Genomic DNA, 25,044 nt, shown 5'->3' with positions numbered 1-25,044 from the left:
CGGGCCTTGTGGGCTTTTCCCGCCTTTCCTCTCTAGCAGACAAATGCGGTTTAGGCGAGCGCAAACCCAAATTTCCGCAAAAAATTTGAATTGTTTTCACCTTTTTGCCCTGTTAGATGAGCATTCCTGCGCCTACGGTGTTATTCGTGCCTTCGTCTACTAAAACAAAACTTCCTGTTCCTCGGTTAGAGCCGTAGGAATCGTAAGCGATCGGTTTTGCCGTTCTGATTTTAATTCTTCCTATTTCATTGAGCGCCAATTGGTCTGCCGATTTTTTCTCATGAGTTTGGGTTTCTACTCGGAAAGAAATTTCTCGAACGGAAGATTTTACCATACCTGTTGTTTGGCGAAGTAAATATTTATTTCCGGGAAGAAGTGCTTTCGCATCCATCCAGCATATATCCGCTTCCAAATCTTGAGTTGTATTCGGTTCTTTGCCGGAGGGAACGATCATATCCCCTCGACTGACATCGATATCATCTTCCAGAAGAATCGTGACGGACATAGGTGCATAAGCTTCATCCACAGAACCGGCATAAGTGTCTATGGATTTGATCGTCGATTTGAGGCCGCTCGGCAGAACTACGATCGAATCTCCTTTTTTAAAGGCACCGCTTCTAATTTGTCCCGCATAACCTCTGTAATCGTGATGTTCGTTGGTTTGAGGACGGATTACATACTGTACAGGGAATCTTGGCTGATGTTGTTCTTCGTCGGAATGAATTTCTATCTCTTCCAAATAACCGAGTAGTGTGTTTCCTTTCCACCAAGGCATATCTTTCGAAGAATCCACAACATTGTCTCCTCTAAGTGCGGAGATAGGAATGAATTCTATGGATTTGAGGCCCAGATCTTTTGCGAACTCAGTGTATTCTTTTTTGATCTCTTCGAATCTGTTTTCGGAAAAATCGACAAGATCCATTTTGTTTACGCAAACTACGATATAAGGAATGCGAAGCAGAGATGCTATATAAGAGTGTCTGTATGTTTGTTCTATCACTCCTTTTCTTGCATCGATAAGTATGATCGCCAAATTAGAGTTTGATGCTCCTGTTACCATATTTCTGGTGTACTGAACGTGTCCAGGTGCATCTGCGATGATGAACTTTCTTTTAGGAGTGGAAAAATATTTATAAGCGATGTCGATCGTAATCCCTTGTTCTCTTTCCGCTTTTAAGCCGTCCGTAAGAAGGGCGAGATTGATTTCTCCGTTGACTTGGCCCGCTCTTTCGATCGCATCCAATTGGTCTTGAAAAACGGATTTGCTGTCGTAAAGCAAACGTCCGATAAGAGTCGATTTTCCATCGTCTACACTGCCCGCAGTGATAAATCTAAGTAAGTCCATTAGAAATAACCTCCTCTTTTTCTTTCTTCCATTGCGGCTTCGGATCTTTTGTCGTCCAAACGGGATCCTCTTTCCGTTGTGCGGGAGATTTGAATTTCTCTAATGATATCGTCTATATGGTTCGCTTCCGATTCTACGGCGGCGGTGCAGGTCATGTCACCTACGGTTCTGAATCGCACCGTTTTCTCTTCCACCTTGTCGGTGTTATCCAAAGAGATGAATTTGGAAACAGGAAAAACCAGGTTTTCTCTCCATACGATTTCTCGTTTGTGGGAAAAATATAGGGAAGGTAGTTCAATGTTCTCTTGTCTTATGTATTCCCATACGTCTAACTCTGTCCAGTTACTGATAGGAAATACTCTTACGTTTTCACCAACATGGATTTTTCCGTTGTAGATGTTCCAAAGTTCAGGTCTCTGCAATTTCGGATCCCAGCTGCCGAATTCATCTCTTACGGAGAAAACTCTTTCTTTGGCGCGGGCTTTTTCCTCGTCCCTTCTTGCTCCACCGATGCAGGCATCAAACTTGAATTCGGCGATTGTATCCAAAAGAGTCACCGTTTGGATTCCGTTTCTGCTGGGAAAATTTCCTTTTTCTTCTACTGCCTTGCCTTGATCGATTGAGTCTTGTACATAACGTACTATTAATTTTTCTCCGATTTTGGAAACCATATCGTCTCTAAAATCCAAAGCTTCTTGAAAGTTGTGTCCAGTATCGATATGAACGAGAGGGAAAGGAAATTTTCCCGGGCGAAACGCTTTGAGTGCTAGATGAACAAGGGTGATGGAATCTTTTCCACCGGAGAACAAAAGGGCAGGTCTTTCGAACTGTGCCGCTACTTCTCTCAGAATGTATATGGACTCAGCCTCTAATTGTTGTAAGTGGGTGAGTTTCGATCTTGTAGTCATGATTTAGATCCTTTTTTAGGAGAGAGTTTGCCGTCTACCCAGTGCAGACCGCATTCTTTCGCAGAATTTTCCCACCACCATCTTCCCGCACGGAAGTCTTCTCCAGGTTCAATCGCTCTAGTGCAAGGAGCGCACCCTATGCTGGGATAACCTTTTTCGTGAAGAGGGTTGTAAGGGACTTTGTTTTTTTTGATGTAATCCCATGTGTCTTCCCATGTCCAATCCAGGATGGGATGATACTTTAATACTTGTTTGCTTGGATCTTCTTCGAATTGAGCCATCTCCGTTCTAAAGCCGGATTGTTCCTTTCTAATTCCAGTGATCCAAATTTCGGCACCTTGGAGCGCTCTGTCCAAGGGAATGACTTTGCGGATATGGCAGCATTCTTTGCGATTTTCTACGGAATCGTAAAAAGAGTCAGGTCCTTTTTGATTGAGAAAACTTTCCAACTGACTTGCGTTAGGAAAATAAGTGTCGATGGGTTTGCCGTATGTTTGATTGGTGAGTTGCCAAAGTTCGTAAGTTTCCCGAAACAATCGACCAGTATCCAAAGTTGCGATTCGAATGTTTAGATTTTGGGAATGGATGGCATGAGTGATCGCTTGGTCTTCTAGTCCGAAACTTGTGGAAAAAACCGCTTTTGCTCCAAATTCCCGATCCAAATAGGCAAGGGAAGCTTCTAGGCCAAGGCCTTTCATTTCAATTTCCAGTTTTTCTCGGTTCACCATAGGATTCTCAGTCACTGATACCAGTGTATTTTATATTGGATAAATTGTAAAATATATTTGGCATAAATTTCGGATTCAATGCAATGCTGCATCTAAATCGAGAAATCGTCCACATATACTTTCGCTTTTCGTATCCTTAAGTAGACAGTTTCTCCTGGCAAAAGGTTCAGTTCCTTGTATTGCTCCTGCTCCAGGACAGATTCGATCAAAGTTCCTGTATCTTGGCGTTTCAATTCGATCCTGACATTTCTGCCTGTGGAATGGATGTATTGGATTTCCGCAGGAATTCCGTTTTCCGCATTTCTCAAAATTTCCACATCGTAAGGACGAACGTAGGCAACCGCTTCCGAATCTTTGATTTCGGAATGTTCCGGAGTTTCCACATGAACATCTCCGATTTTAGCCTTTCCTTCCTGGACTCTTCCGTGGAATAAATTTACATCGCCTAAGAAGTGAAATACGAACGGACTTTTCGGTTTGTTGTACACTTCGTCAGGGCTTCCTATTTGTTCGATTTTGCCGGAACGCAGGATCACGATGGAATCGCTGACTTCCAAAGCTTCTTCCTGATCGTGGGTCACGAAAACGCTTGTGATATGAATTTCGTCGTGAAGTCTTCTCAACCAGGTTCTCAGTTCTTTTCTTACTTTCGCGTCTAGGGCACCGAACGGTTCGTCCAGAAGAAGAAATTTCGGTTCTATGGCAAGAGCTCTGGCAAGAGCGACTCTTTGTCTTTGTCCGCCGGACAATTCGTTCGGATATCTGTTGTGAAAATTTTCCAACTGAACCAGTTTGAGGAGTTTTAAAACTCTTTCTTTGATTTCATCCTTAGAGGGTTTGTTTTTGCCGGATCTGACGTTTAGTCCGAATGCCACGTTTTCGAAAATGCTCATGTGGCGGAACAATGCATAGTGTTGGAATACGAATCCTACTTCTCCGTTTTTCACTTCGGAAGAATTTAAGTCTTGGTCTTGGAAAATCACCTTTCCTGTGTCAGGTGTTTCTAGTCCCGCAATGATTCTTAAAAGAGTCGTTTTACCGCTTCCCGAGGGACCGAGAAGTGCCACTAACTCTCCGTGTTTGATGGAAAGATTTACATCCGAGAGTGCTTGGAAATTTCCGAATCTTTTGTTTACGTTTTGAATTTCAATAGACATGTCATTTTCTCGCGATGTTTTTTTCCAACAGGATCTTGATAATCAATGTAAGTAAGGATAAAAATACTAGGAGGGATGCTGCGGAGAACGCACCTACTGAATTGTATTCATTGTACAACATTTCAATTTGAAGAGGAAGAGTATTCGTTTTGCCGCGAATGTGTCCGCTTAAAACGGACACAGCTCCGAATTCTCCCATAGCTCTTGCGTTACAAAGAATCACTCCGTAAAGAAGACCCCATTTGATGTTAGGGAGTATGATTTTACGAATGGTTTGGAATATGTTGGCACCTAGTAAAATTCCGGCTTCTTCCTCTTCCTTTCCTTGGCTTTGCATCAGAGGAATGAGTTCTCTGGCTACGAAAGGAAGTGTGATGAACAAAGTGGCGATAACAAGTCCGGGAGTATTGAATACGATTTTGATATCGTGAGCGGATAAAAATTCCCCCATCCATCCTTGGCGTCCGAAGATCAAAAGAAAGATCAATCCGGAAATAACAGGTGATACCGCGAAAGGAGAATCGATGATCGTTACGATTACGTTTTTACCGGGGAACTCGAATCTTGTAATCGTAAATGCCGCCGCCAAACCGAACAAAGTGTTCAATGGCACTGCGATCGCAGCTACTTTGATAGTTAGGAAGAGGGCGGCGATTGTGTCTTTATCTTGCAACGCTTTGAGATAACCATCCACCCCGTTGGCGAATGCTTCTTTGAATACCGTAATGATTGGCAGGATCAATATCAGAGTAACAAAAAAATAGGTAAGACCGATCAAAGTCCATTTTGCGTATGGGATTTTCGCTTTTTTCATGTCAGTTTTCTGGAGGATCTGTTTTGGAAATAATTGATCGTAAACATGATGATGAAGGATAAAACCAACATCACTACGGCGATCCCGGTCGCTTTCGCATATTCGTATTGTTCTAGTTTTGTGATGATGAGTAAGGGAAGGATTTCCGTTTTTCCCGGTAAGTTCCCTGAAATAAATACTACGGAGCCGTATTCTCCGATTCCTCTCGCAAATGCCATTCCAGTTCCTGCAAGAAGAGACGGCCATAGTTCAGGAAATAATACTTTTCTAAACGTTTGAAACGGAGTGGCGCCTAAACAGAATGCGCTTTCTTCCAATTCCTTCGGAAGATCTTCCAGGACAGGTTGTACGGTTCTGACTACGAAAGGAAAACCTATAAACACGAGTGCGAGGACGATCCCTGCAGGAGTGTATGCGATTTTGATTCCGTAAGGATCGAGCAAACTTCCTATCCATCCGTTTTTTGCGTAGATGGTGGTTAAGGCGATCCCTGCGACTGCAGTAGGTAAGGTGAACGGAAGATCAATGAGCGTATCGATTAATTTTCTTCCCGGAAATTGGTAACGCACCAAAACCCAAGCGAATAAAAAACCTACTACTAAGTTGATGCAGGCGGAAACCGCACCAACAGTGAATGTTAAATAGAGAGCACCTCGGATTCTGTCGTCCACGAAGACATCCAGAATCCCTTTCCAGCCGATGCTTGCCGTTTGAAAGAACAAACCGAGCAAAGGTATAACGACCATTATACTTATGTAGAAAACAGTGGTTCCTAAGCTTAAGCCAAAACTTGTCTTTGAATAAGGTTTAGTCGTTATACTCATAAATTTAGGGGAAATTATCCTCTAAATTTTACTATTTTTGTGCTGGGGCGTAGATCGCATCAAATATTCCGCCGTCAGCAAAATGTTTTTTATGCGCATCTTTCCAAGATCCTTCCAATTCTCGTATATCAAAGAACTTGATTGCAGGAAATTTCTCGCCATTTGCTTTAAAAACGGTTGCATCTACAGGTCGAAAGAAATGTTTTGCGATTATTTTCTGTCCTTCTTTTGAAAATAGGAATTCAAGATAAGCAGTAGCAAGTTCCGTAGTTCCTTTCTTTTGAGTCACTCCTGTAACGATAGCAACCGGAGTTTCCGCTTTTACGCTTTCGGAAGGATAAACGATTTCGAATTCAGCAACTCCGCCTTTCGCTTTTTTAGATTCATCTAACGCTAGTTCTGCTTCATTCTCCCAAGTGATCAATACATCACCGATTCCTCTTTGTACGAAAGTGGTTGTGGAACCTCTTGCTCCCGTATCCAATACTGAGGTATTTTGATAGAACGCTTTGATGAAAGCGATCGCTTTGTCTTCCGCTTTGAACTTTCTTTTTGCGTATCCGAAAGCCGCTAAATAGTTCCAGCGAGCTCCTCCCGAAGTTTTCGGGTTCGGTGTGATGAGGCTGATTCCCGGTTTTACTAAATCATCCCAGTCTTTGATTTTCTTCGGATTTCCTTTTCTTACTAGGAAAACGATAGTGGAGTAGTAAGGAGTAGAGTGGTTGGAGAATTTTTTCTCCCAGTCTTTTGCAACTAACCCCGATTTTTCGGCAATACTGTCGATATCGTAGGCCAAGGCAAGAGTTACCACATCCGCTTCCAAACCGTCGATCACCGCTCTGGCTTGTTTTCCGGATCCACCGTGGGATTGTTGGATGGTTAGGGTTGTTTTGGACTTTTGGTTCCAAACAGGGATGAAACTGCTGTTGATTTCTTCGTAAAGTTCTCTTGTCGGATCAAAAGAGACGTTCAGAAGTGTGGTTTGCCCCCAAATTTGAGACAAAGGGGTAAGGGAAAGAGAGAGTAGAAATGAGAGAGCGAATTTTGTAAGCTTTTGATTGCTTTTTTGGATGTTTTTTTGCTTTCGTTGCATTTTTTTACCGCCTATGTCAATAAATCGAACTTATCCTTCGTTTTATTGAATCTTTTGGTAGTTTTCCAGAAGGGGTTTGATTTGTCAATTTTTTCATTATTATTTCCGGGAGGCAAATCTGGCCAAATGTAGTACCTCCTACGATTTCCCTCTGCCCACATCCGTCGGAAAAACCTGGTTTCAAAATTCTCAAACCCTCATGGGACATATTCGTAAATAGGAAGAAGATAATTGTCTCAAGGAATTTCCAGGAAGTTCGATCCTTAACCTGTAAGGAGACTTCTCATGAACATTTCTCGTGAGCCCGGAAAACAAATATCGCTCATGAACCTTGATTTCAAGTTACCTGTGTTAGATGCTACAAAGACGTCCGACGTAGGAACGGAGAAATTTTCGGATCTCCTGAAAAAAGAAACTTATGGTTCTTTAGGCCCTTCCTTACCGGCTCCGCAAGAGACTGTGATTGCAAAGAATCCTCAAACGGAAGAATATAATAAAACTCAGGATATCCCATCTTCCGAAAGGAAAGAAAATATTTCCGAACCTTCTAAAGAGGAAATTAAATCCGTAGAATCCGAGGAAAAAAAATCCAATTCAGATGATCACGAAGAAATCGAAGAAGACGAACATACATTAGATGAAGATGCCCTTCGCCACAGTTTGAATATTTTTGCTCAAAATTTTCCATTCAAAAATCTAAACGAAATCAAACCTAAAAACCGAGAGGACGGATGGCAGCATTCCTCTTCCCAGGTTGCGTTTTTGAAATCATCCGCATACTTAGGTCAAAGCAAGGAATCCGGTAGCTTTTTGGAAGATGCGAAGAAACTGGCTGAAACTATCTTCAAAAAAGAAGCAAAGTCATTTAAAAAGACGGAATCCGGCGAAACGGTTCCTAAAAAAGAATCCTCCGATAAAAATGCGAACAATCTGGTCGAGTTCCCTGAATCCAAAACTTTCGGTAAGGAAAAAATCACGGTTCTTTCTCATTTTAAGGAAACAAGAGACATAGATAGAAAAAAAGAAACAGGTTCTTTTACTTCTAAAACAACAACTTCTTCTCAAACGAATGTATCCAAAGAACAACCTAAACTTTCGCAAGAAACGGTCAAAGCAGAGCCCGTAAAACAAGAGCAGGTGGTTTCTTTCGGCAAACACTTGGAGAAAAATAAAGAAACGAGTTCCTCCAAAAAAGTTTCCTTAAAGGAAGAAACATCCAAAGACAAACAGGAGATGATTTCCGATTCCAATGTCATTTCCGAAAAAACGATTCGGTCCATGGGCGTGAAGGATCGTGAATTCAATAGATCCGAATCCAGACAGCCTCAGGTTTCCGACAAACCTAAGTTACAAGAAGTTGTCAGTGTTCCCGTAAATACTCATTCGTCTTCTTCGGGGAATTCGGAAGAAGGCTCCTTCAATCAGGGAGATAAAAAAGGATCTTTCAAGCAGGAAGGTTTTTCTCTCGGAGGAGAGTTGAAATCTAGTTCTAAATTCGAAGAAGTATTAAGATCCGAAAAATCGAATGCGGCTCCTTCCAAAGCGGCTCTTCAAAAGAATATGGAAGAACTGGTAAAACAAGCTCGTTTCGATATCGTACAAAACGGGAAATCCACTGCGGAAATCGTAATGAATCCTAAGGATTTCGGTCGTTTGACTTTGAAGGTCAGCGTCACCGGAGAGAAAGTGGAAGGACGTATTCTTGTGGAGAGTGAAGAGATGAAGTCTCTTCTTACTGGGGAAATTTCCGGACTCAAAGAAAAACTGAAAGAGTCAGGATTAGAATTGGAAACCCTTCTCGTGGATATTTGGGACGATTCCGGTTCTTCCTTATCCGAAAACAGACAAGACAAGGGATGGAACTATGACCCCGAATACGCAGACGCATATTTCGAAAATACAAATAAACAAAAGTTAAGCGGCTTGTCCGAAGTGAATGAAGTGGATACTCGAATCGACAAAGGTTTCGAGATTTTTGCATAGATAAGGAAAAAAAAAGATGCCTGACGGAATACAAGATTTATCCAGCCAAAACGCAATCCGAAGCAGATATTTCGAATCGGAAAAATCATTCAATATCCATAAACATTTGGATCAACTGGAAAAAGAGGAAACGAGCGGACTGAAAGGGATTGAGATCCGTGAAAAACAGAAGGAATTGGGAAAGGATGACTTTCTAAAACTTCTTCTTACTCAGCTTTCTCATCAAGATCCTACCAATCCGGTTCAGGATAAGGATTTTATCGCACAAATGGCACAGTTCTCTTCTTTGGAGCAGATGAAAAACATCTCTTCCGGGATTCAGAGAATGGAATCTAAACAAAGTTATTCGGTTGTTGGAAAGATGGTTTCCGGCCCTGATCTTGTGACAGGGGAAGACGTAACCGGAATCGCAGGAGCGATTCTTTTCGACAATGAAGGCAAAACATACGTTAGAGTAAATGGAAGAATGATGGATGTATCGAAGATCAATTTGATTTCGGATCCGGAATTGTTGAAAGCGGAAGCGAGGTCACAGAACCAACCTGTTGCCGCTCCACTTCAACAATCCACACTTCCAACGGAGTATCCGAATAATACTCTAAAAAAACAAGAAGCATATCAGGATTAATCGAAAGTAGACGATAAGGTAAAAAGAGGCAGAAAGTTATGATGAGATCACTTTATTCCGGAGTATCCGGATTGAAAAACCACCAAGTTCGTATGGATGTGATTGGTAACAACATATCAAACGTGAACACGCACGGATTTAAAACGGAGAGAGTTACATTCCAGGATATGATCTCTCAAGAATTGCAAGGCGCCTCTGAGCCGAAAGAAAATATCGGTGGAACAAACCCGAAACAAGTCGGTTTAGGATCTCTCATCGCAGCTATCGATAAAATCATGACACAAGGTGCTCTTCAAACTACCGGAAAGAACACTGACATTGCCGTTTCCGGAGAAGGTTTTTTCATCGTGAAAGACGGAGATAAACAGTTTTATACTAGAGCTGGTGCTTTCAACGTAGATAAAAACGGATATTATGTGAATCCTGCTAACGGACTCAAGGTGCAAGGATGGAATTCCCGCCTCGACGATACAGGTAACAAATACATCAACTCCGCAGGTTCCATCGAAGACATCGTCATCCCTCTTTATTCGAAAGAACCTGCTCGTGCCACTCAAAACGTTGACTTTCAATCCAACCTGAACGCTGCTGTTCCTGCGGTTCCGCCGGATGCAACGGAAGAAGACATCAAACGTTACATCAACGATCCGGATCCTCGCCAAAGAAGAGGACATGTAACTTCCATTAATGTCTACGATGAACAAGGAAATACACGCCAGTTAGGAGTGGAATTCTACAAATTGAGAGACAATGTTTGGAAGATGAGAATGAACTTGAATGAAGCGACTCAACTTTCCGTAGACGTTGCTGGAACAGGCGGGGAAAACACGCAAGTATCCGGAAATACTGAATTGGAAGTATCTTTCACTCCTGACGGGAAAATCATCAGCGTATCCGACGGAGTTGATTCTCAAACTACAGGAAAACTTCAGGCGAAGGTATCCTTCCGTCTTCCTGGAAATCCTACTCAACAAACGTTCAGTTTGAATCTGGGAGAAGCTGGCCTTGTGGGAGGAATCACACAGTTTTCTTCTGATTTCACTACGAAAGCGGTGAAACAGGACGGTTACTCAATGGGTTATATGGAATCTTTCTCTATTGACAATACTGGAACTGTAACAGGTGTTTTCTCTAACGGAGTGAGACAACCTCTTGCCAGAATCGCATTGGCTAATTTTACGAACCCTGCCGGTCTCAACAAAGAAGGGGACACTATGTATAGTTTTTCCATGAACTCCGGAGAGGCGAACATCGGAGAAGCAGGATCCCAAGGGCGAGGAAAGATCAACGCAGGTCTTTTGGAAATGTCCAACGTGGATCTTTCCGATCAGTTCACGGATATGATCGTAACCCAAAGAGGTTTCCAGGCCAACTCTAGAACGATTGTGACATCCGATCAGATGATCCAAGAAGTACTAGGACTCAAACGTTAATAGCGGGGGGCTTCCCCCGTTTTTTCCTTGAATTTTGCAAAATTCTAAGAATACTGGGTCAAACTCATATTTTTAGAATTAAGCAAATCCTTGTCACGTTTTCAAAAAAATGCACTTCTAACCGTAATCTTACTGGCGACAATCGCCTATCCTCCGCTATACTATTCTATTCGCGACACGATCCGCAAGGAATCTCTTCCTAAATCCTATCATTCTCCCGATCTGATCCCTCATATTTCCTTGGGTGACTGGGAGCTGAACGATTATCAAGAAACCAAAAACTATGCGAAAGCGGTAAGGGAGCTTGTAAGTCTAGGGTTTGCACAAGGTTCCGATCTTGTTTATTACGGAGAGAATTCCGATTTATCTTTCGTCAAACAAAACCGCCTGCATATCGTCCTTCAGGGGGAGTTTGAAATTGAAAAAGGTTCTCTCTCCTTTTCTCCTAAAATTTATTTCCCGCAGACTAAAAAATATTTTTCCGAATCCGGTTTTTCCGTTCCCTGGGCCGACTTGGGAAAAACTCCCTTTCTCATTTTAAAGAGTTATGAACATTTGATTCGGGAAACCATTCGACTGCATCGAATCCTTCTGCATCCTCCCAAACTGGCTCTGCTCAATCCCGAATTGAATTCTGAAGTTTTATCCGAAACGGAATTCGGTCTCTACACGATTTTATTCTCTTCTTCCGTTTCCACAGAACAAAAGTTAGATATATATAAAACTTTGGCTTTGTCTTCCCCTCGGGCTGCATTTTTGTATTATGAAAAGGCGAAGGCCTTGCTTGTTTGGAAGTCGGTGTCTTCTCATAAGGATATTTGGAAAGAATGGGAAGATAAAAAACTTTCCGATACGATGTATCACTCTCTCCTTGCCTACCGCATCGGAAGAGAATTGTTTTTTTCCGGTGATTTGGAAAAATCTTTCGAGTATCTACAGATCGCCCGTAAAACCAGGGAAAATCTAAAACAAGTTTATCATTTTGAATACGCTCACTCTTTGTCCCTTCTCGGGCAAATTTTGGTGAAGATCGGAAAAAAAGAAGAAGCTCTTTATTATCTCACTTCAGCAAAAGAAATGTATTCCTCTTTGGATCTTTCCGGAGACAAAGAGACTACGATCAATCTTTGGTATCATTCTCTTCTTCTTGCGGATTTGAACCAAAAGGAAGTGGCTCTCAGCGGATTTTTTAAAGTGGAACCGCAAGTGTCCGTATTCACCGATTTCGAAAGAGCCTTGTTTTATTTCGATTTAGGAAAATTGCAATACGACTTAGGAGCTTACGAAGCTTCTCTTCCTTATCTAAGCAAAGTTAGATCCATCCTTTTTCAAAAGAACTTGAGCAATCATGAACTGAATTTTCATACTTTGGTGTTGCAGGCAGCGGCTCAGTTCCGATTGGGAAATGCGAATGTCGCAAAATCGATTTGGGAAGACATTCTCTCCGCAAAAGGAATGTTAAACATAGAAGATAAACTCTTTTATCGTTACAGTTACTTCAATTTGGCAAAAATTTATTCCGCCAAAAACGCGGAAGAAGAAGCGGATCGTTTTTATAAAGTTTATACCAGGCTTTCTCCTTACAACGCAATTGTTCCTCTTGGTTCTGCCGTTTGCCTAGTTCCCGATTTTATTTTACCGGGAGTGTATGCGGAACCTACGGAGAATGAATTTACCGGCTTGGAAGAAGCTGTGATTCGATCCTACACTGGTCGTTATATTTTTTCCGGTCAGGATGAAGAGATCCGCGCAAGAACCTATGAAAATCGGCTGGAAGATACGAATGAGTTTCTTTCCGATCTTTTGGAAAAAGATTTTTTCGGAACTCCTTCTCTTTCTTATTTGAAAGAGTCTTTATTTCCCAAAAAGAAGTCTTTTGAAAAAGGGGAGAACATTGTCTTCTTAGATATAGGTCCCGCTTTGAACAACCCTGATGCTCCAGGAATCACTTCCCAATCGGTTGCTTATCATTTTCCAAAAATGGAAGTGGTGCTTTGGGAACTTCCCAAAGAAGTGGATCTTTTTTTGAAGAAAGTTCCTTCCGATAAAAAGGACAGACTTTATTCTTTCCGAAACATTCGTATTCTTTCCGCAGACGGTGTGGGGAAATTCGAAACAGAGTATTCCGATCCGAACCATTGGATCTTAAAAAACAGAAGTATCCCAAATTTAAAAGACAAAACGATCATTATGCGGGCTGCGAATTCGATCGATATTTACGAAACTTATACTAAAATTCAGCCGCATTTTATGGATGTAGCGTTTCATCTGAAAGATAATCCTGTTCTATATTTTTTCAATAGAAGCATTTTGTTTAAGCCGAAGGGACAGGCAAAATTTAGCCTAATCGGTTTTCAATCCATACGAGGTTTCCATCATAACTTTCAAAGTTTAGATCGAAACGGAGAACCTCCTTATACTCTTTCTAAATTCACATTGAGCGAAAGGTAATATGCAAATGCATCCATTCCAGCCAGAAACCAGCATCATCTCCTTTTTTTCCTCTTTAGTTGTTTTGGTAGGAGTTTCCGAGTTCTTTTATGCGAAACAGTTCCGTTCCAAATTCTATTTTATCTCGGTATTCTTTCTGGTTTTTGCTTACCTATTGTTTTCCGTTTTGGATCAGTTCCGTATTTCTCTTCCTTTTTATTTTGTAAAACAACCTATTGTTAGTTTTACGAATCTGGTTTTATTTTTGAGTTTTAGTTTTATGGGTTCTTATTTGGTTCTCCCTAAACTCAAAACATCCTCCCAGTTGATTTACATTTGTTTGATCGGATTGGGCTTGTTTCCCTTCCTATTCTTCCATTTTTCACTCGGTAGTTTTACGGAGCTGGGAGTTTTGGAACGAGGGGGCTTTGTGATTCTGTTTCTGGTTTCCGGCAGCATTGCCTGGTTCCAGGAGATCTTTTTTCAGCCTTTGGCCGATGAGGATTTGGAAAAGAAGATCCCTGATTCTTTCGTTTCGTCTTTGTTTTTCCTCTCTCTTCCCTTTGTTATTCCGATCGTTTCCGGCCGGATAACCGAGGAAAGGTTCTATTTTCTTTCCATCGATCTTTTGCTTGCTTCCCTTTCTTCCGTTCTGGGGTTTTTGGCTGTCTCTCAAGCTAGAAAAAAACTCTCGGAAGGGTTCGGTTTGTCCTTACTTCCTTTTTTTGCGGGTTCTGCGCTTGTGTCCGCATCTTTGGGGGTCACTCATTTGCTTTTGATTCCGGTTTCATTTTCTGCAGGGTTGTTTCTGCATCTTTTGCAGTTGTGGCTTAGGAAAAAAAACTGGTCCGACAGAAGTTCTCTATTGGTTTCCGGACAGTTGGTTGCAGGAGGGATCGGATTGTTTCTTCCCTATTTGAGTCTTCCGAATCAGGAATGGCTTCACCCTCCTTCGGTTATGCTGGCCGTGCAGAGTTTGTTTTTGTTAACAGTGTTTTTGTTGTCTTGTCTAGTTGCTTCTGCGGTCTATCTATTGCCTAAAGAAGGCGCAGAGGGAAAAAATTATTAAAAGAATAGACATCCGCCCCGATTAGGTCGATATTTTCTATGTGACAAAAGAATCTACACGGGAACATAAATTCATCATTACCGACGATCTTTACTTTGAAGGTCGCATCTCAGACTACTCCAAAAAAATCAGGGCCAAGGTTCTGTCTCTTTCCGACTTGGATAAGATAGAAGAAGATTCCCAACATAACATTGCAAAGGTTTTGTTTTATATTTCCAGAGGTGAACTGGAGTCCCGCCATGAGGAAATTCACAATTTTTTAAAACTCCATCCTTCCGTGATGAGTTCCTTTATCATAAAGGCACCCATTGACTACACAGGTTTTCAGGCACTCTCCATAGAAGAGGAATTGTTTTTTACCAATGTTCCGGAAGAGGCTCCTGTCATCTTTTTAGTGAAGGCAGTGGTCAATGCATTCACTAGCCTGCAGATGGTGGTGGATAAATTCGAACTTCAAAAACGAATCAATGTATCCACAAATGAAATTTCAAAACTCACCCGCATCGGAATCAGTCTTGCGAATGAAAAAGATTTCACGAAACTTCTGAGAGACATTCTAAACTCCGCCAGGGAAATTTCCAATTCGGATTCAGGTTCTTTGTATCTTGTTGAAAAAGACGAAAAAGGAAATCCTCGAAATCTCCGATTTAAGATCTCCGCATTGGATTTGAACTCCGACGAGTTCATTCTACCTATCAACAAAAAAAGTATCGCCGGTTATGTTGCCTATACGGGAAAACAACTGAACATTCCTAATGTCTACGAACTATCGGGAAAAGAGGAATACAAATTCAACAGCGACTTCGATCGGATGAGTAACTACTACTCCAAATCTATGTTAGTTGTTCCTATGAAAGACCATCATGATGAAGTAGTGGGAGTCATCCAGCTCATCAATAGAAAGAAAAACTTTCATCTGAAGCTCACTTTGGATCAGTTAAAAAGCAATCATACCTTGGAATACGATAAATATTCCGAAGAACTGGTGATGTCCGTAGCAGGACAAGCCGCAGTCGCCATCCAAAATAATAATTTGGTTCATGAGATCGAAACCCTATTCGAAGGTTTTGTCACTGCGAGCGTATCCGCCATCGAATCCAGGGATCCAACCACTTCCGGTCACTCTTTCCGAGTGGCACAATATACTGTAGGTTTGGCGGAGGCAGTGAGTTCCATCGGAGTGGGAAGATTCAAGGATTTGAATTTTAATCCCGCCCAAATTAAGGAAATCAGATACGCTTCTCTTCTTCACGACTTCGGAAAAGTAGGGGTTCGGGAAAAGGTTCTAGTCAAAGCTAAAAAATTGGAAGAATACGAATTGGATCTCATCCGATGGCGCTTTCATTTTATCGTAAAAGACGTAGAAGCGAAGCTGGCACAGAAAAAAATAGACTACTTGAAAAAGCACGGTAACTCCGGTTATTCGGAGTTCGAACAGTCCATCCAATTGGAATATGAAATGGAAAGGCAGAAAATGGAAGAAATGGTTCGTGTGATCGCACAATCCAACGAACCTTCCATTCTGGAAGAAAGTAATTCCAACTTTTTGGAAGAAATTTCCAAACTCAGTTACCAAACAACGGATGGAAATCAAATCTCTTTATTGCAGCCTAGGGAATTCGGCTTTTTATCCATTCGTAAAGGTTCTCTCGACTTCGATGAAAGAAGAGAGATCGAATCTCACGTAGAACATACATTTCAATTTTTAAGTAAAATTCCTTGGACCAAGGAATTGAAAATGGTTCCTGCCATAGCTCATGGTCATCATGAAAAACTGAACGGAGGAGGTTACCCCAGAGGACTCAGTGCTGTGGAGATCCCCGTGCAGGCGAAGATGATGGCCATCGCGGATATTTTCGATGCGCTTACGGACAAAGACCGTCCTTATAAAAAAGCGGTGCCGCTAGAAAGAGCATTCGATATCTTAAAGATGGAAGTGAGAGACCAGCATATCGACGGAGATCTTTTGGATATCTTTATCGAAAGCAAAGTTTACGAAAAAACCCTTCATAAACGTTTGGAAGGGTGATGCATTTACGCATCCCTTTGCCTGGTCATTTTATTTCTTTGTTAGTATTTTGAGCTTGTAAGCTAATAAAGAGAGATGCGACATTGTCCGCAAGGAACCTCAATGGCTGCCAAATTTCCGGCTCAAATTTCGAATCTATTTCGTTCGTCGATCTTTAAAACCGTTTCGACTTTACTTTTTATTTCGTTGTTAGGTTTTCCTCTGTTCTCTCAATCCTACACAGTCATAAAAAACACAAATCCTTCCCGGCCTGTTCCCGGAACTTTATTCGATCCCGGTCACGATCCTAAACCTTTCTCTTTCCGATCGGAAATTACAGATCAAACCGATTACCCTCCCATTACGAACACTCTCACTATTTTTACCGGTTACGATAAGTTACGTGCCTTGTTCGGAGACGGTTCGAATGAAGTCTTAAAGATCGTGGGAGAAGTCGTTCTTTACCGGGAAGTGCAAGGGAACGTAGCGGTCATACTCACCAATAAAAAATTACATGCGATCGATTCTTCGAATCGCAGATGGGTTTCCGAAAGTCTTTACGGAGACGAAAGAATGCAATTCAAATTGGGAAACAACGGGATCACTGCGAAATCTGACCGTCGAACTTATGTTTATTTATCCGGCTGGGACAGTTGGAAGAAAAATGCTTTGGAAGGAGAGATTGTAAGCGGAATGTCTTCTTTGGGGAATTTGGCCACAGTCATCACAAACAAAAGAGTGATCGTTTACTCGGCAGCAAATCCCGAGCCGATTGAGGAAGACATACTTATGTATAAAATCGGTGCGTATCAAATATTGTCTGACTCTATCGTTTATACCTCAGGGGTTAAGTATTATCATTATACGGATCTATTGCAAAAGATCAGTTTGCAGGAATACCGAGACTAGCCTGTTGCTGCATTAGCAGAAACTGGGCTAGTTTAGTGATCTTTAAGATTCTGCGAACGATCGGTTTTACGTTCCAAAGATAAACTTCACATCCGCCTTTTCTCATCTCCATTTTTTTCTTCAGTAAAATTCCCAGAATGGCGGAAGAGATTTCTTCCACTTCCGCAAAATCCAGAAGGATGACTTTTTCCCGGGGAGAAAGATGAGAATTGAGTTCCATCTCGAAATTTCCCATAGATTCCAAATCCAATTTAGTGAGATTCACTTTATAACATCCTGGGTATTCCGTTGCCTGAATCATCGTTTTTTCCTCTCAAACAAACAAACGGTATTTAGAGGAAAAAGATTATAGATTGGTTCGAAAAAAAGAAGAAGGAGCTGAAAATAAGAAAGAATTTTTTGAGTAGAACTACTAGTAAAAATGCAAGGGTAAAAGTTTCTCTCTTTAAGAGAGAAACAACTCCTTCACACATCTTTCGAAATCTTCTCCTCGTTCCGTAAAGTTTTTATAAAGATCGAAACTGGCACAAGCGGGAGAAAATAATAAAGTTCGATTTTGAGATGTTAGTTTGTCTTTCGTTTCGGAGATAAGAATCGTTTTGATTTGACGCAGAGCTTCTTCCACACGAGGAACTAAGTGAAAACGATCGTTCCCATTCGTTTGAAAATTTTGTTTCCAAACCTCTGCCGCCTTTCCGTAAATCCAAACTTCACAGTCTATCTCTTTCCATCTGGCAAAAAAAGGATCGAGGCTTTCTTCTTTCGGTTCCCCGCCTAATATTAAATAAACTTTATCCTGGTGGGAAAATCCGGAAAGTCCGGAAAGCATACTGTGAAGGTTTGTGGACTTAGAATCGTTTATGACTGTGAGTTTAGGGAAAAGAGGATGTTCCGATGTTTTCAGCTTTTTGAAGCGATGAGGTAATCCTTCGAAGTCGGAAAATCGGGAAATGATTTTTTCCTTAGGAACATGCAATGCTTCTGCGATCCCTATGGCCACTGCCAAATTTTGGAGATTATGATTTCCTGGCAGAGGGAATGAATTCGTTTCGTAGGTATCTTTCGAAGTCGAAATAAGTCGTTTCACCGGATCGATTCGAATCCCATCGTCTAAGTTTTCTCCGAAAAATATCACCTTACTTGGATAAGTTGATTTTTTTTCTTCGATTCGATTCCAAATCTTTCTTTGCGTGAGAAAACAATGGTTCGGATTTTCCAAGTCGGCCACCTTCCATTTGGCGGCTAAATAATTTTCCATCGTTTTGTGTCGTTCCAAATGATCCGGTGCTAAATTTGTGATCGCTGATACAGTTAAATTTAAGTTAGGTGAATCTTCCAGTTGGTAACTGGAGAGTTCCAAAACGACAAGATCCGCATTTTGGTCGCAAAAATCAGTAAACGGTCTTCCTAAATTTCCTCCTACCACCGCATTCGGATATTCGGAAGAAAGGATATGATGGGTGAGCGCGGTTGTAGTTGATTTACCGTCAGTCCCTGTGATTCCTACTAGTTTTCCTTGATAGAAGATTCTTCCCAAAGCGATCTCGGATAGTATGGGAATTTTTTTACTCTTGGCAGATGCTAAAATGGGATGTGTCGGCGAAATCCCGGGGCTTTTGATGACACATTGTATGTTGGCAGTGGCTTCTTGTATGTTTTCATCCGAGAAAACAAGAGAATAGGGGGAGTCGGGAGGATTCGTTTGTTTTCGATCCGCAAGATAAACAGTTTTATTATATTTTTTAAGAAGACGTGCGGCGGAGTCGCCGGAGATACCACCTCCTAAAATGAGAAAAAAGTCGTATCGGAGCAGTTCGGAACGGTCGGAAATCTCTTGAGAAAACATTGATTGACAGTCAGTGAAAAAGCGATGATTTTGTAAAATCATATCAGGTTCGGGTGAAAGAGTGCTAAAACACGAGATCAAAGATGGAAAACTAGTTGTTTACCTGGAAGGTCGATTGGACGTTTCCGTAGCAAACGAAGTAGAAGAAGGTCTAATGGACCTGATTGACAATGGGGGCCATAGAAAAGTCCTCTTGAACATGAAAGAAGTGGAATATATGTCTTCTTCCGGCTTTAGAGCTTGCATTTCCACTCTCCGTAAACTCAATTCGAAAGAAGGTTCTCTTAAAATTTCCAATATCAAACCCGCAGTGAAGCGGATCTTTGATGTCATTGAACTTACTTCTCTATTCGATATTTACGATTCCGAAGAAGCTGCCCTCAAATCCTTTTAGTTTTCAGGTAAGTTTCTACGAATCCCATCCTTCATAAAATCGTAGATACCAAAAAAGAGGAAATTTCCCGCATTTCAATCTCTTCCCTTCCGAAAAGGGAAGTTCCTCTGTATCCGTTCGCATCTTCCCTCAAAGCTTCTTCTCTTACGATGATCGCTGAATGTAAAAAAGGAAGTCCCAGTGCGGGGATTTTGCGTTCCGATTACTCTGCGGTTTCCATCGCAAAGGAATACGAAACCTGCGGTGCCAGTGCCATTTCCGTTTTAACCGACAGGGATTATTTTTACGGCTCTCTTGAGGACCTAAACCAAGTCAGTCGTTCCGTTTCCATTCCGGTCATTAGAAAAGATTTCATCATTCATGAGTCCCAAATTCAGGAAGCTTATTCTTATGGAGCATCCGCAATTTTACTCATCGTTCGCATCTTGGAAAAAAGCAGACTGCAAGAATTGTTTCAATATGCCAAATCTTTAGGATTGGGCGTTCTTGTAGAGACACATAATAGAGAAGAGGTGGAACTTTCTTTGGAACTTGGGATGGATGTGATCGGAATCAACACGAGAGATTTGGATACTTTCGCCATTCATCCTAATTTAGTGAAAGAGATTGCACCTTTGATTCCGAATCATTTGGTTCGAGTGGCTGAATCGGGAATTCATTCTTCCAAAGATTGGGATGACTGTAAAGGAATCGTAGATTCCGTACTCATCGGCACCTATTTTATGAAAGAAGAAAATATAACAACCGCTTATCGTAAATTGACTACTGGCATCTCTTAACCTTCAAAACAAACCTGGTAAAAATTCTTCTCCTTGGACTTTTTTTCTTTGGTATTCCAAAGGAATATGAAAAAGTTCCGTATTCAATTTTTTGTATGTTTTCATTTCTAAGTCCAATTGTTTGCGGATGAGTTGAAATCTGGCTCGTAATAGCTCCGCATAATTTCCTGTGCCAGTCATTCTCTGTCCGAAACCCGACTTATAGAGTTTGCCTTCTCTCGTATCTTTCAATAGACCCAGGATTTTATCTTTTTTCAAAGGGTAGTGTTCCGTAAGCCAATTGGAGAACAGATCCCCTAGTTCATAGGGAAGTCGGACTAAAATCATAATGGCTTGAGAGATCCCTCTTTCTTTTCCCTCTCGGACGATGGATTCCATTTCATGATCGTTTAGGAAAGGGATGACTGGTGCGAACATCAAGATGACTGGAATGCCTGCACCGGTCAATGTTTCGATCGCTTCCATTCTTCTGGTAGGTGCTGGAGTTCTGGGTTCCAGTTTGGACCAAAGTTCTTTGTCCAGAGTCGTTACGGAAAAACAAACTCGAACCAAATTTTGTTTTGCCATTTCGCTTAAAATATCCAGATCTCTTAAGATGAGAGAAGATTTTGTGATGATTTCTACAGGCTGTTTGAACTTGAGAGCGGTTTCCAAAAGCCTTCTTGTGGTTTCCGTTTTTCTTTCGATTGGCTGATAACTGTCCGTTACGGATCCGAAAACGATCGGATCTCTATTTCCCGATTTGAATTTTCTTTTTAAGTCCTCTATAAACACTTCTTTAGTGTTTTGTTTGATGAAAATTTTGGATTCGAAGTCGATTCCCGGAGAAAGATCCACATAGGCATGATTCGGTCTCGCATAACAATAAATACAACCATGTTCGCAACCTCTGTAAGGATTCAAACTTAAATCATAAGGGATGTCGGGGGAATCGTTTCTGGAAAGAAGAGATTTGGGATATTCTTTTAGGTATTCCGTTTTGATGTACTTCGGTTGTAGATCTTCTTCGCGGTCTTCCGTCCATTCCTCTCGGAATGTTTTCGCAAACCTTCCCTCGATATGAGAGCTGGTGCCTCGTTTGATTCTATTTTGCGGATTTGGAATCTGCACATATCTATTTAAATATATACTATTCAAATGTAAAGTATTTATTTCTTCTCTCTCGCTCCTATTTCCCTTTCTAATTTTAGTTTCCTGACTTAGGCAAAACAAAATAAACTGACTGCATACGGTTCCGAGGTGCAGTAGATGGATTCTAAAAAAGCTAAGGTGCAAACGATCGATGAATACATTTCAGGCTTCCCGAAAGACGTCCAAAAGATGTTACAACAATTGAGAGAAACAATCCGAAAGGCGGCTCCTAAAGCAGAGGAAAAAATCAGTTACGGAATGCCCGCTTTTGCTCTCAAAAGAAACTTGGTTTATTTTGCTGCAAATAAAAAACACATCGGGTTTTATCCTACTTCCGGCCCGATCACTCAATTTGAATCTTCACTGACTCGATACAAATATTCCAAAGGTACGATTCAATTTCCTTTCGGAGAACCGCTTCCTTTGGCTTTGATCACCAAGATGGTGAAATTTCGAGTGAAAGAGGATGCTTTGTGACCATGCCGTCATTAGATCTCCTTTACGAGTTCGTTCTTTGTGCGCCTCGAATTTGTTATATGATTGGACCTGGATTTTCCACCGACCGGGCTCTTCGCTTCAATCCCTGGCGCTATGAAAAACATATAAATAACAAAATTGTTGATTCGAATTTCTTTCTTATTTCGCGAAATTCTTATATAAGAATTCTTTAGTAATCGTTTTTTTGAATTCTCCTCCCATTCATCCCAACCGTTCCAATCGCTCAAGTCTTCGTCTTTGGAAGGTGCTTTCAGCTTCGGGTCTTCCGAGTAAAAATCGAACGGTTTGTCCAGTTGCAGTTCCTTCTTGTATTTTAAAATTCCTGTTACATCTACGATATGCCTACGTTGGTATTCGTGAGAAAAAATCAGTGCATCAAAAACAGTCCAAATTCTATCTATATAACCTAGGAGATGCGCAAATGTGTCGACATTCAGACGATCCAAGTTTTTCAACTTAAGGAGATGGTAATAAGATTCCACCATCATAAAATCTCCCGTCAAAGATTCCAATTTGTCCAAACCATAGAATATCTGTAAATCTTTCGCATAAGGTCCGCTTTCTGTGCCTGGATAGCCTATATACAAGGAAGAGACATTTAGATATGTTTCCGCAACCTCCGCTTGTTTTTGGTGAGAAAACTCTTTCTATTGTGGTTCCTTAACGGGAAAACTACTGGTATATAAACTATCCCCTCCGCTAATAAATTCATAACATCTGTAACTATAGTTTTCATAATTTTCATCCAATAACTTTAGATAGGATTGAATATTGTAGTGGGGCGCCTCGGAAATAAACCTGAAATAGAAATTGATTTCAAGCACCGACCAGGCTCTCCCTCGACGGGACGCTCGGTCAGCAGGAACTGCGATCCTTGGCGCATGGGTTAAAAGATTATCTTTTTTGAATCTTCTGACTTTGGGTTTGACTTTGCGATTGAGTCTGTGTTTGACTTTGTGACTGAGTTCTCTGTTGTGGCTCAGGTTCTTTTGTTTGTGATTGCATGTTCCTTTGTTTCTCTATTTCCTTTTCTAATCCAGGCATAGTGGATGATCCCGCTATAAAACATATCACAATGATCAGTATGTTAAGAGCCAATGGTATTTTGGAGCCTAATAACCTTTCTAAATAAGATTTAAAGGGAGGTATCAGCAAATAACTTATAATACCATAAGTAAAGAAACCTAATAAATGGAATTGTTCTGGAACCAAAGATGCGATTGCCAAAAGAAGAAAGAAAATTCCAGCAATCCAAGAAATAATGGATTTGAATGTCTCTCTCGTTGGATTGATTTGTTGGGCCACTCTATCGTTTTCACTCATTGAGAAAGTGCTTAATTCTTTTCCACACTGGTTGCAGAATTTAGAGTTGTAGTCGTTTGTATGTCCGCATTTTAAACATTTCATTGAATTGCTCCTTTTTATTTCGCAAAGTTTTTGTATAAAAAGTCTTCAGCAATCAAATCTTTTAGATATTTATATAACTCATCATTATTTAATTCCAGCCCGGAAAGATCTTTATGTAGGATAGGGAAGGGTTTTGCCAGATCCAGTTTTTCTTTATATTTCAAAAGCCCTTCTACTTTAGCTTTAAAACCTTCCGTATGAATGCACATCAAAGCATCCAAAACGCTCCATATTCCTATGGCATAACCGCTGGAATGTGCAAATATATCGAAACTGATTTCATTTAATTTCGGCAGTTCCAAGAGTTTTGTATAAGATTCCACTTGCATAAAATCTCCTTGCAAAGATTCCAATTGATCCAAACCGACAAACATTTGTAAATCCTTCGTGGAAGGCCCGCTGTATGTCCCCGGATATCGTATACTCAAAGAAGAAACATTCAGCAATTCTTCGGCAAGTTCAGCCTGTTTTGCGAATGTAAGCCCCTTCCACTCCTCCTCGGAAAGGGGGGCGTGCGAACCGTAAAAAGAATCACCTCCATTTATGAATTCAAAATATCTATAAGCATAATATTCTCCCTCTTCGCCGGAAAGCAACTGAGTGCAGTTTTGAATGAATTCTTGGGATCTAGTTGTCATAAAATTTCCTTCGTTCTGTTCGATTTTTATTTCGCAAAGTTCTTGTACAAAAACTCTTTCGTGATTATTTTTTTTAGAGATTCGGTTGATGTATCCATTCCGGATTCGGTCTCTAAAACATATTGGAGAGAAAACGGTTTCGCCAGATCTAGTTCTTCCTTATATTTCAGAAGTCCGTCCAGTTTGCCTTGAAAACCTTCTGTATGAAGGAACAACAAAGCATCTAAGACACTCCAATGATTGTTCGTGTGACCTGCTGAATGTCCAAATATATCGAATCTGATTTGATCCAGTTTCGGTAGTTCCAAAAGTTTCGTATAAGATTCCACCATCATAAAATCTCCACTCAAAGATTCCAACTGATCCAAACCGATAAACATCTGCATATCTTTCGTTAAAGGTCCACTGAAAGTCCCTGGATATCGGATGCTTAAAGAAGGAACATTCAGCATTTTTTCCGCAAGCTCCGCTTGTTTTGTTACTGCGAGCCCCTTCCATTCCTCTTCGGAAATGGGGGCATTGGAACCGTACATACGATCCCCTCCGTTGATGAATTCATAATATCTATGGACATAATGTTCTCTATCTTCGCCGGAGATTAATTGAATGCAGTTTTGAATGAATAAGGCAGAAGGATTTTTATCTTTCATAATGAAGAACTCCTAACAAATAGTACAAAAAAGAATAAAGGGATGTTTTGAATCGTTTTCACGCAATCTAAATTTAAAACTGTCCGTTCTTGCTCGATTCCTTTTGAAATAAATAGTTTCCTTCATTCTTTAACTTCCCATATCATATTTCGTATTCAAAGAAAAGTTTAGACGAATTTCGCGAAGAAGGTTCACTTTAAATAATAAAAATATTAGATTTTTGGCTCATTGTCTTCGAATCACTGCAATTCATCACATATTTTCGTTAATCGGCGAACACCTTTGCTCCTCGAGGTGCCGTAGATTGGTCATTTAAGTTGAATTATGGAGTTAAGGAAAGGCGGAAGAAAGTAATAAAAAAAGTTAAGGGAG

The 25,044-nt window shown here is 40.9% G+C and carries 23 protein-coding genes and 1 pseudogene; 10 read left to right on the top strand and 14 right to left on the bottom strand.

Annotated elements, in window-relative coordinates:
• Positions 1–112: 112 nt before the first annotated feature.
• The 7 genes from EHS15_RS02810 to EHS15_RS02780 form a co-directional block, all read right to left on the bottom strand.
• A complete protein-coding gene (locus EHS15_RS02810; protein WP_135759028.1) occupies positions 113–1,345 on the bottom strand; it encodes a sulfate adenylyltransferase subunit 1 in 1,233 nt (410 codons plus the stop codon).
• Entirely contained in the window at positions 1,345–2,253 is a 909-nt protein-coding gene (cysD, locus tag EHS15_RS02805; protein WP_135759027.1) for a sulfate adenylyltransferase subunit CysD, read from the bottom strand. Before cysD ends, EHS15_RS02810 begins: the two co-directional genes overlap by 1 nt.
• Positions 2,250–2,981, bottom strand: coding sequence for a phosphoadenylyl-sulfate reductase (locus EHS15_RS02800; RefSeq protein ID WP_425460615.1), 732 nt, complete (start codon positions 2,979–2,981; stop codon positions 2,250–2,252). Before EHS15_RS02800 ends, cysD begins: the two co-directional genes overlap by 4 nt.
• 92 nt (positions 2,982–3,073) lie before the next feature.
• A complete protein-coding gene (locus EHS15_RS02795; protein WP_135759026.1) occupies positions 3,074–4,138 on the bottom strand; it encodes a sulfate/molybdate ABC transporter ATP-binding protein in 1,065 nt (354 codons plus the stop codon).
• 1 nt (position 4,139) lies between these two features.
• Positions 4,140–4,952, bottom strand: coding sequence for a sulfate ABC transporter permease subunit CysW (gene cysW, locus EHS15_RS02790; RefSeq protein ID WP_135759025.1), 813 nt, complete (start codon positions 4,950–4,952; stop codon positions 4,140–4,142).
• Positions 4,949–5,776 carry a sulfate ABC transporter permease subunit CysT gene (gene cysT, locus EHS15_RS02785; protein WP_135759024.1) on the bottom strand — a complete coding sequence of 276 codons (828 nt, stop codon included), beginning with the start codon at positions 5,774–5,776 and terminating at the stop codon, positions 4,949–4,951. Before cysT ends, cysW begins: the two co-directional genes overlap by 4 nt.
• Before the next feature lie 31 nt (positions 5,777–5,807).
• Positions 5,808–6,869, bottom strand: a complete 1,062-nt coding sequence (locus EHS15_RS02780) for a sulfate ABC transporter substrate-binding protein (RefSeq protein ID WP_135759023.1) — start codon at positions 6,867–6,869, stop codon at positions 5,808–5,810.
• Between the two features lie 324 nt (positions 6,870–7,193).
• Between EHS15_RS02780 and EHS15_RS02775 the strand changes: the two genes are divergently transcribed.
• The 7 genes and pseudogenes from EHS15_RS02775 (at position 7,194) to EHS15_RS02745 (ending at position 17,329) form a co-directional block, all read left to right on the top strand.
• Complete coding sequence (locus tag EHS15_RS02775; RefSeq protein WP_167884138.1) at positions 7,194–8,852, top strand: flagellar hook-length control protein FliK; 1,659 nt, start codon at positions 7,194–7,196, stop codon at positions 8,850–8,852.
• A 16-nt stretch (positions 8,853–8,868) separates the two neighbouring features.
• Positions 8,869–9,435 (top strand): annotated as a pseudogene (locus EHS15_RS02770) (flagellar hook capping FlgD N-terminal domain-containing protein); the annotation flags it as partial.
• A gap of 83 nt (positions 9,436–9,518) precedes the next feature.
• Positions 9,519–10,913, top strand: a complete 1,395-nt coding sequence (gene flgE, locus EHS15_RS02765) for a flagellar hook protein FlgE (protein ID WP_135759020.1) — start codon at positions 9,519–9,521, stop codon at positions 10,911–10,913.
• A gap of 90 nt (positions 10,914–11,003) precedes the next feature.
• Entirely contained in the window at positions 11,004–13,364 is a 2,361-nt protein-coding gene (locus EHS15_RS02760; RefSeq protein ID WP_135759019.1) for a tetratricopeptide repeat protein, read from the top strand.
• A gap of 7 nt (positions 13,365–13,371) precedes the next feature.
• Positions 13,372–14,412, top strand: a complete 1,041-nt coding sequence (locus tag EHS15_RS02755) for a hypothetical protein (protein ID WP_135759018.1) — start codon at positions 13,372–13,374, stop codon at positions 14,410–14,412.
• A gap of 40 nt (positions 14,413–14,452) precedes the next feature.
• On the top strand, positions 14,453–16,441 hold the full coding sequence (locus tag EHS15_RS02750; protein WP_135759017.1) for an HD domain-containing phosphohydrolase: 1,989 nt from the start codon (positions 14,453–14,455) through the stop codon (positions 16,439–16,441).
• Positions 16,442–16,543: 102 nt separating this feature from the next.
• Positions 16,544–17,329 (top strand): hypothetical protein, encoded by a 786-nt coding sequence (locus EHS15_RS02745; protein WP_135759016.1) that lies wholly within the window; start codon positions 16,544–16,546, stop codon positions 17,327–17,329.
• On the opposite strand, the gene EHS15_RS02740 is transcribed toward EHS15_RS02745, so the two are convergent.
• Both EHS15_RS02740 and murD read right to left on the bottom strand, forming a co-directional pair.
• A complete protein-coding gene (locus EHS15_RS02740) occupies positions 17,304–17,630 on the bottom strand; it encodes an STAS domain-containing protein (protein ID WP_135759015.1) in 327 nt (108 codons plus the stop codon). The genes EHS15_RS02745 and EHS15_RS02740 overlap by 26 nt on opposite strands.
• Positions 17,631–17,774: 144 nt before the next feature.
• On the bottom strand, positions 17,775–19,175 hold the full coding sequence (gene murD / locus EHS15_RS02735) for a UDP-N-acetylmuramoyl-L-alanine--D-glutamate ligase (RefSeq protein WP_135759014.1): 1,401 nt from the start codon (positions 19,173–19,175) through the stop codon (positions 17,775–17,777).
• 61 nt (positions 19,176–19,236) lie between these two features.
• Here murD and EHS15_RS02730 point away from each other — a divergent pair, with 61 nt between their 5' ends.
• Positions 19,237–19,569 (top strand): STAS domain-containing protein, encoded by a 333-nt coding sequence (locus EHS15_RS02730; protein ID WP_135759013.1) that lies wholly within the window; start codon positions 19,237–19,239, stop codon positions 19,567–19,569.
• A gap of 26 nt (positions 19,570–19,595) precedes the next feature.
• Positions 19,596–20,348, top strand: a complete 753-nt coding sequence (gene trpC, locus EHS15_RS02725; RefSeq protein ID WP_135759012.1) for an indole-3-glycerol phosphate synthase TrpC — start codon at positions 19,596–19,598, stop codon at positions 20,346–20,348.
• 3 nt (positions 20,349–20,351) lie between these two features.
• On the opposite strand, the gene EHS15_RS02720 is transcribed toward trpC, so the two are convergent.
• The gene (locus tag EHS15_RS02720; RefSeq protein ID WP_246051863.1) at positions 20,352–21,458 is read right to left on the bottom strand and encodes a PA0069 family radical SAM protein; all 1,107 of its coding nucleotides are present in this window, start codon (positions 21,456–21,458) and stop codon (positions 20,352–20,354) included.
• A gap of 138 nt (positions 21,459–21,596) precedes the next feature.
• On the opposite strand from EHS15_RS02720, the gene EHS15_RS02715 reads away from it, so the two are divergent.
• A complete protein-coding gene (locus tag EHS15_RS02715; RefSeq protein ID WP_135759011.1) occupies positions 21,597–21,956 on the top strand; it encodes an iron chaperone in 360 nt (119 codons plus the stop codon).
• Positions 21,957–21,967: 11 nt separating this feature from the next.
• Here the strand turns inward: EHS15_RS02715 and EHS15_RS02710 are convergent, their stop codons facing one another.
• The 4 genes from EHS15_RS02710 to EHS15_RS02695 all read right to left on the bottom strand — a co-directional run bounded on the left by EHS15_RS02710 (position 21,968) and on the right by EHS15_RS02695 (position 24,672).
• Positions 21,968–22,564, bottom strand: a complete 597-nt coding sequence (locus tag EHS15_RS02710; protein ID WP_135759010.1) for a hypothetical protein — start codon at positions 22,562–22,564, stop codon at positions 21,968–21,970.
• 307 nt (positions 22,565–22,871) lie between these two features.
• The gene (locus EHS15_RS02705) at positions 22,872–23,384 is read right to left on the bottom strand and encodes a hypothetical protein (protein WP_135759009.1); all 513 of its coding nucleotides are present in this window, start codon (positions 23,382–23,384) and stop codon (positions 22,872–22,874) included.
• A gap of 14 nt (positions 23,385–23,398) precedes the next feature.
• Positions 23,399–24,022 carry a hypothetical protein gene (locus tag EHS15_RS02700; protein ID WP_135759008.1) on the bottom strand — a complete coding sequence of 208 codons (624 nt, stop codon included), beginning with the start codon at positions 24,020–24,022 and terminating at the stop codon, positions 23,399–23,401.
• 26 nt (positions 24,023–24,048) lie between these two features.
• Positions 24,049–24,672: a hypothetical protein gene (locus EHS15_RS02695; RefSeq protein WP_135759007.1), complete on the bottom strand. Its 624-nt coding sequence runs from the start codon at positions 24,670–24,672 to the stop codon at positions 24,049–24,051.
• Between the last annotated feature and the right edge of the window lie 372 nt (positions 24,673–25,044).

The organism is Leptospira idonii, assembly GCF_004770995.1.
GTDB lineage: Bacteria > Spirochaetota > Leptospiria > Leptospirales > Leptospiraceae > Leptospira_A > Leptospira_A idonii.
Note: the sequence above shows the minus strand (reverse complement) of the source record. Positions and strands in the feature narration are given on the sequence as shown.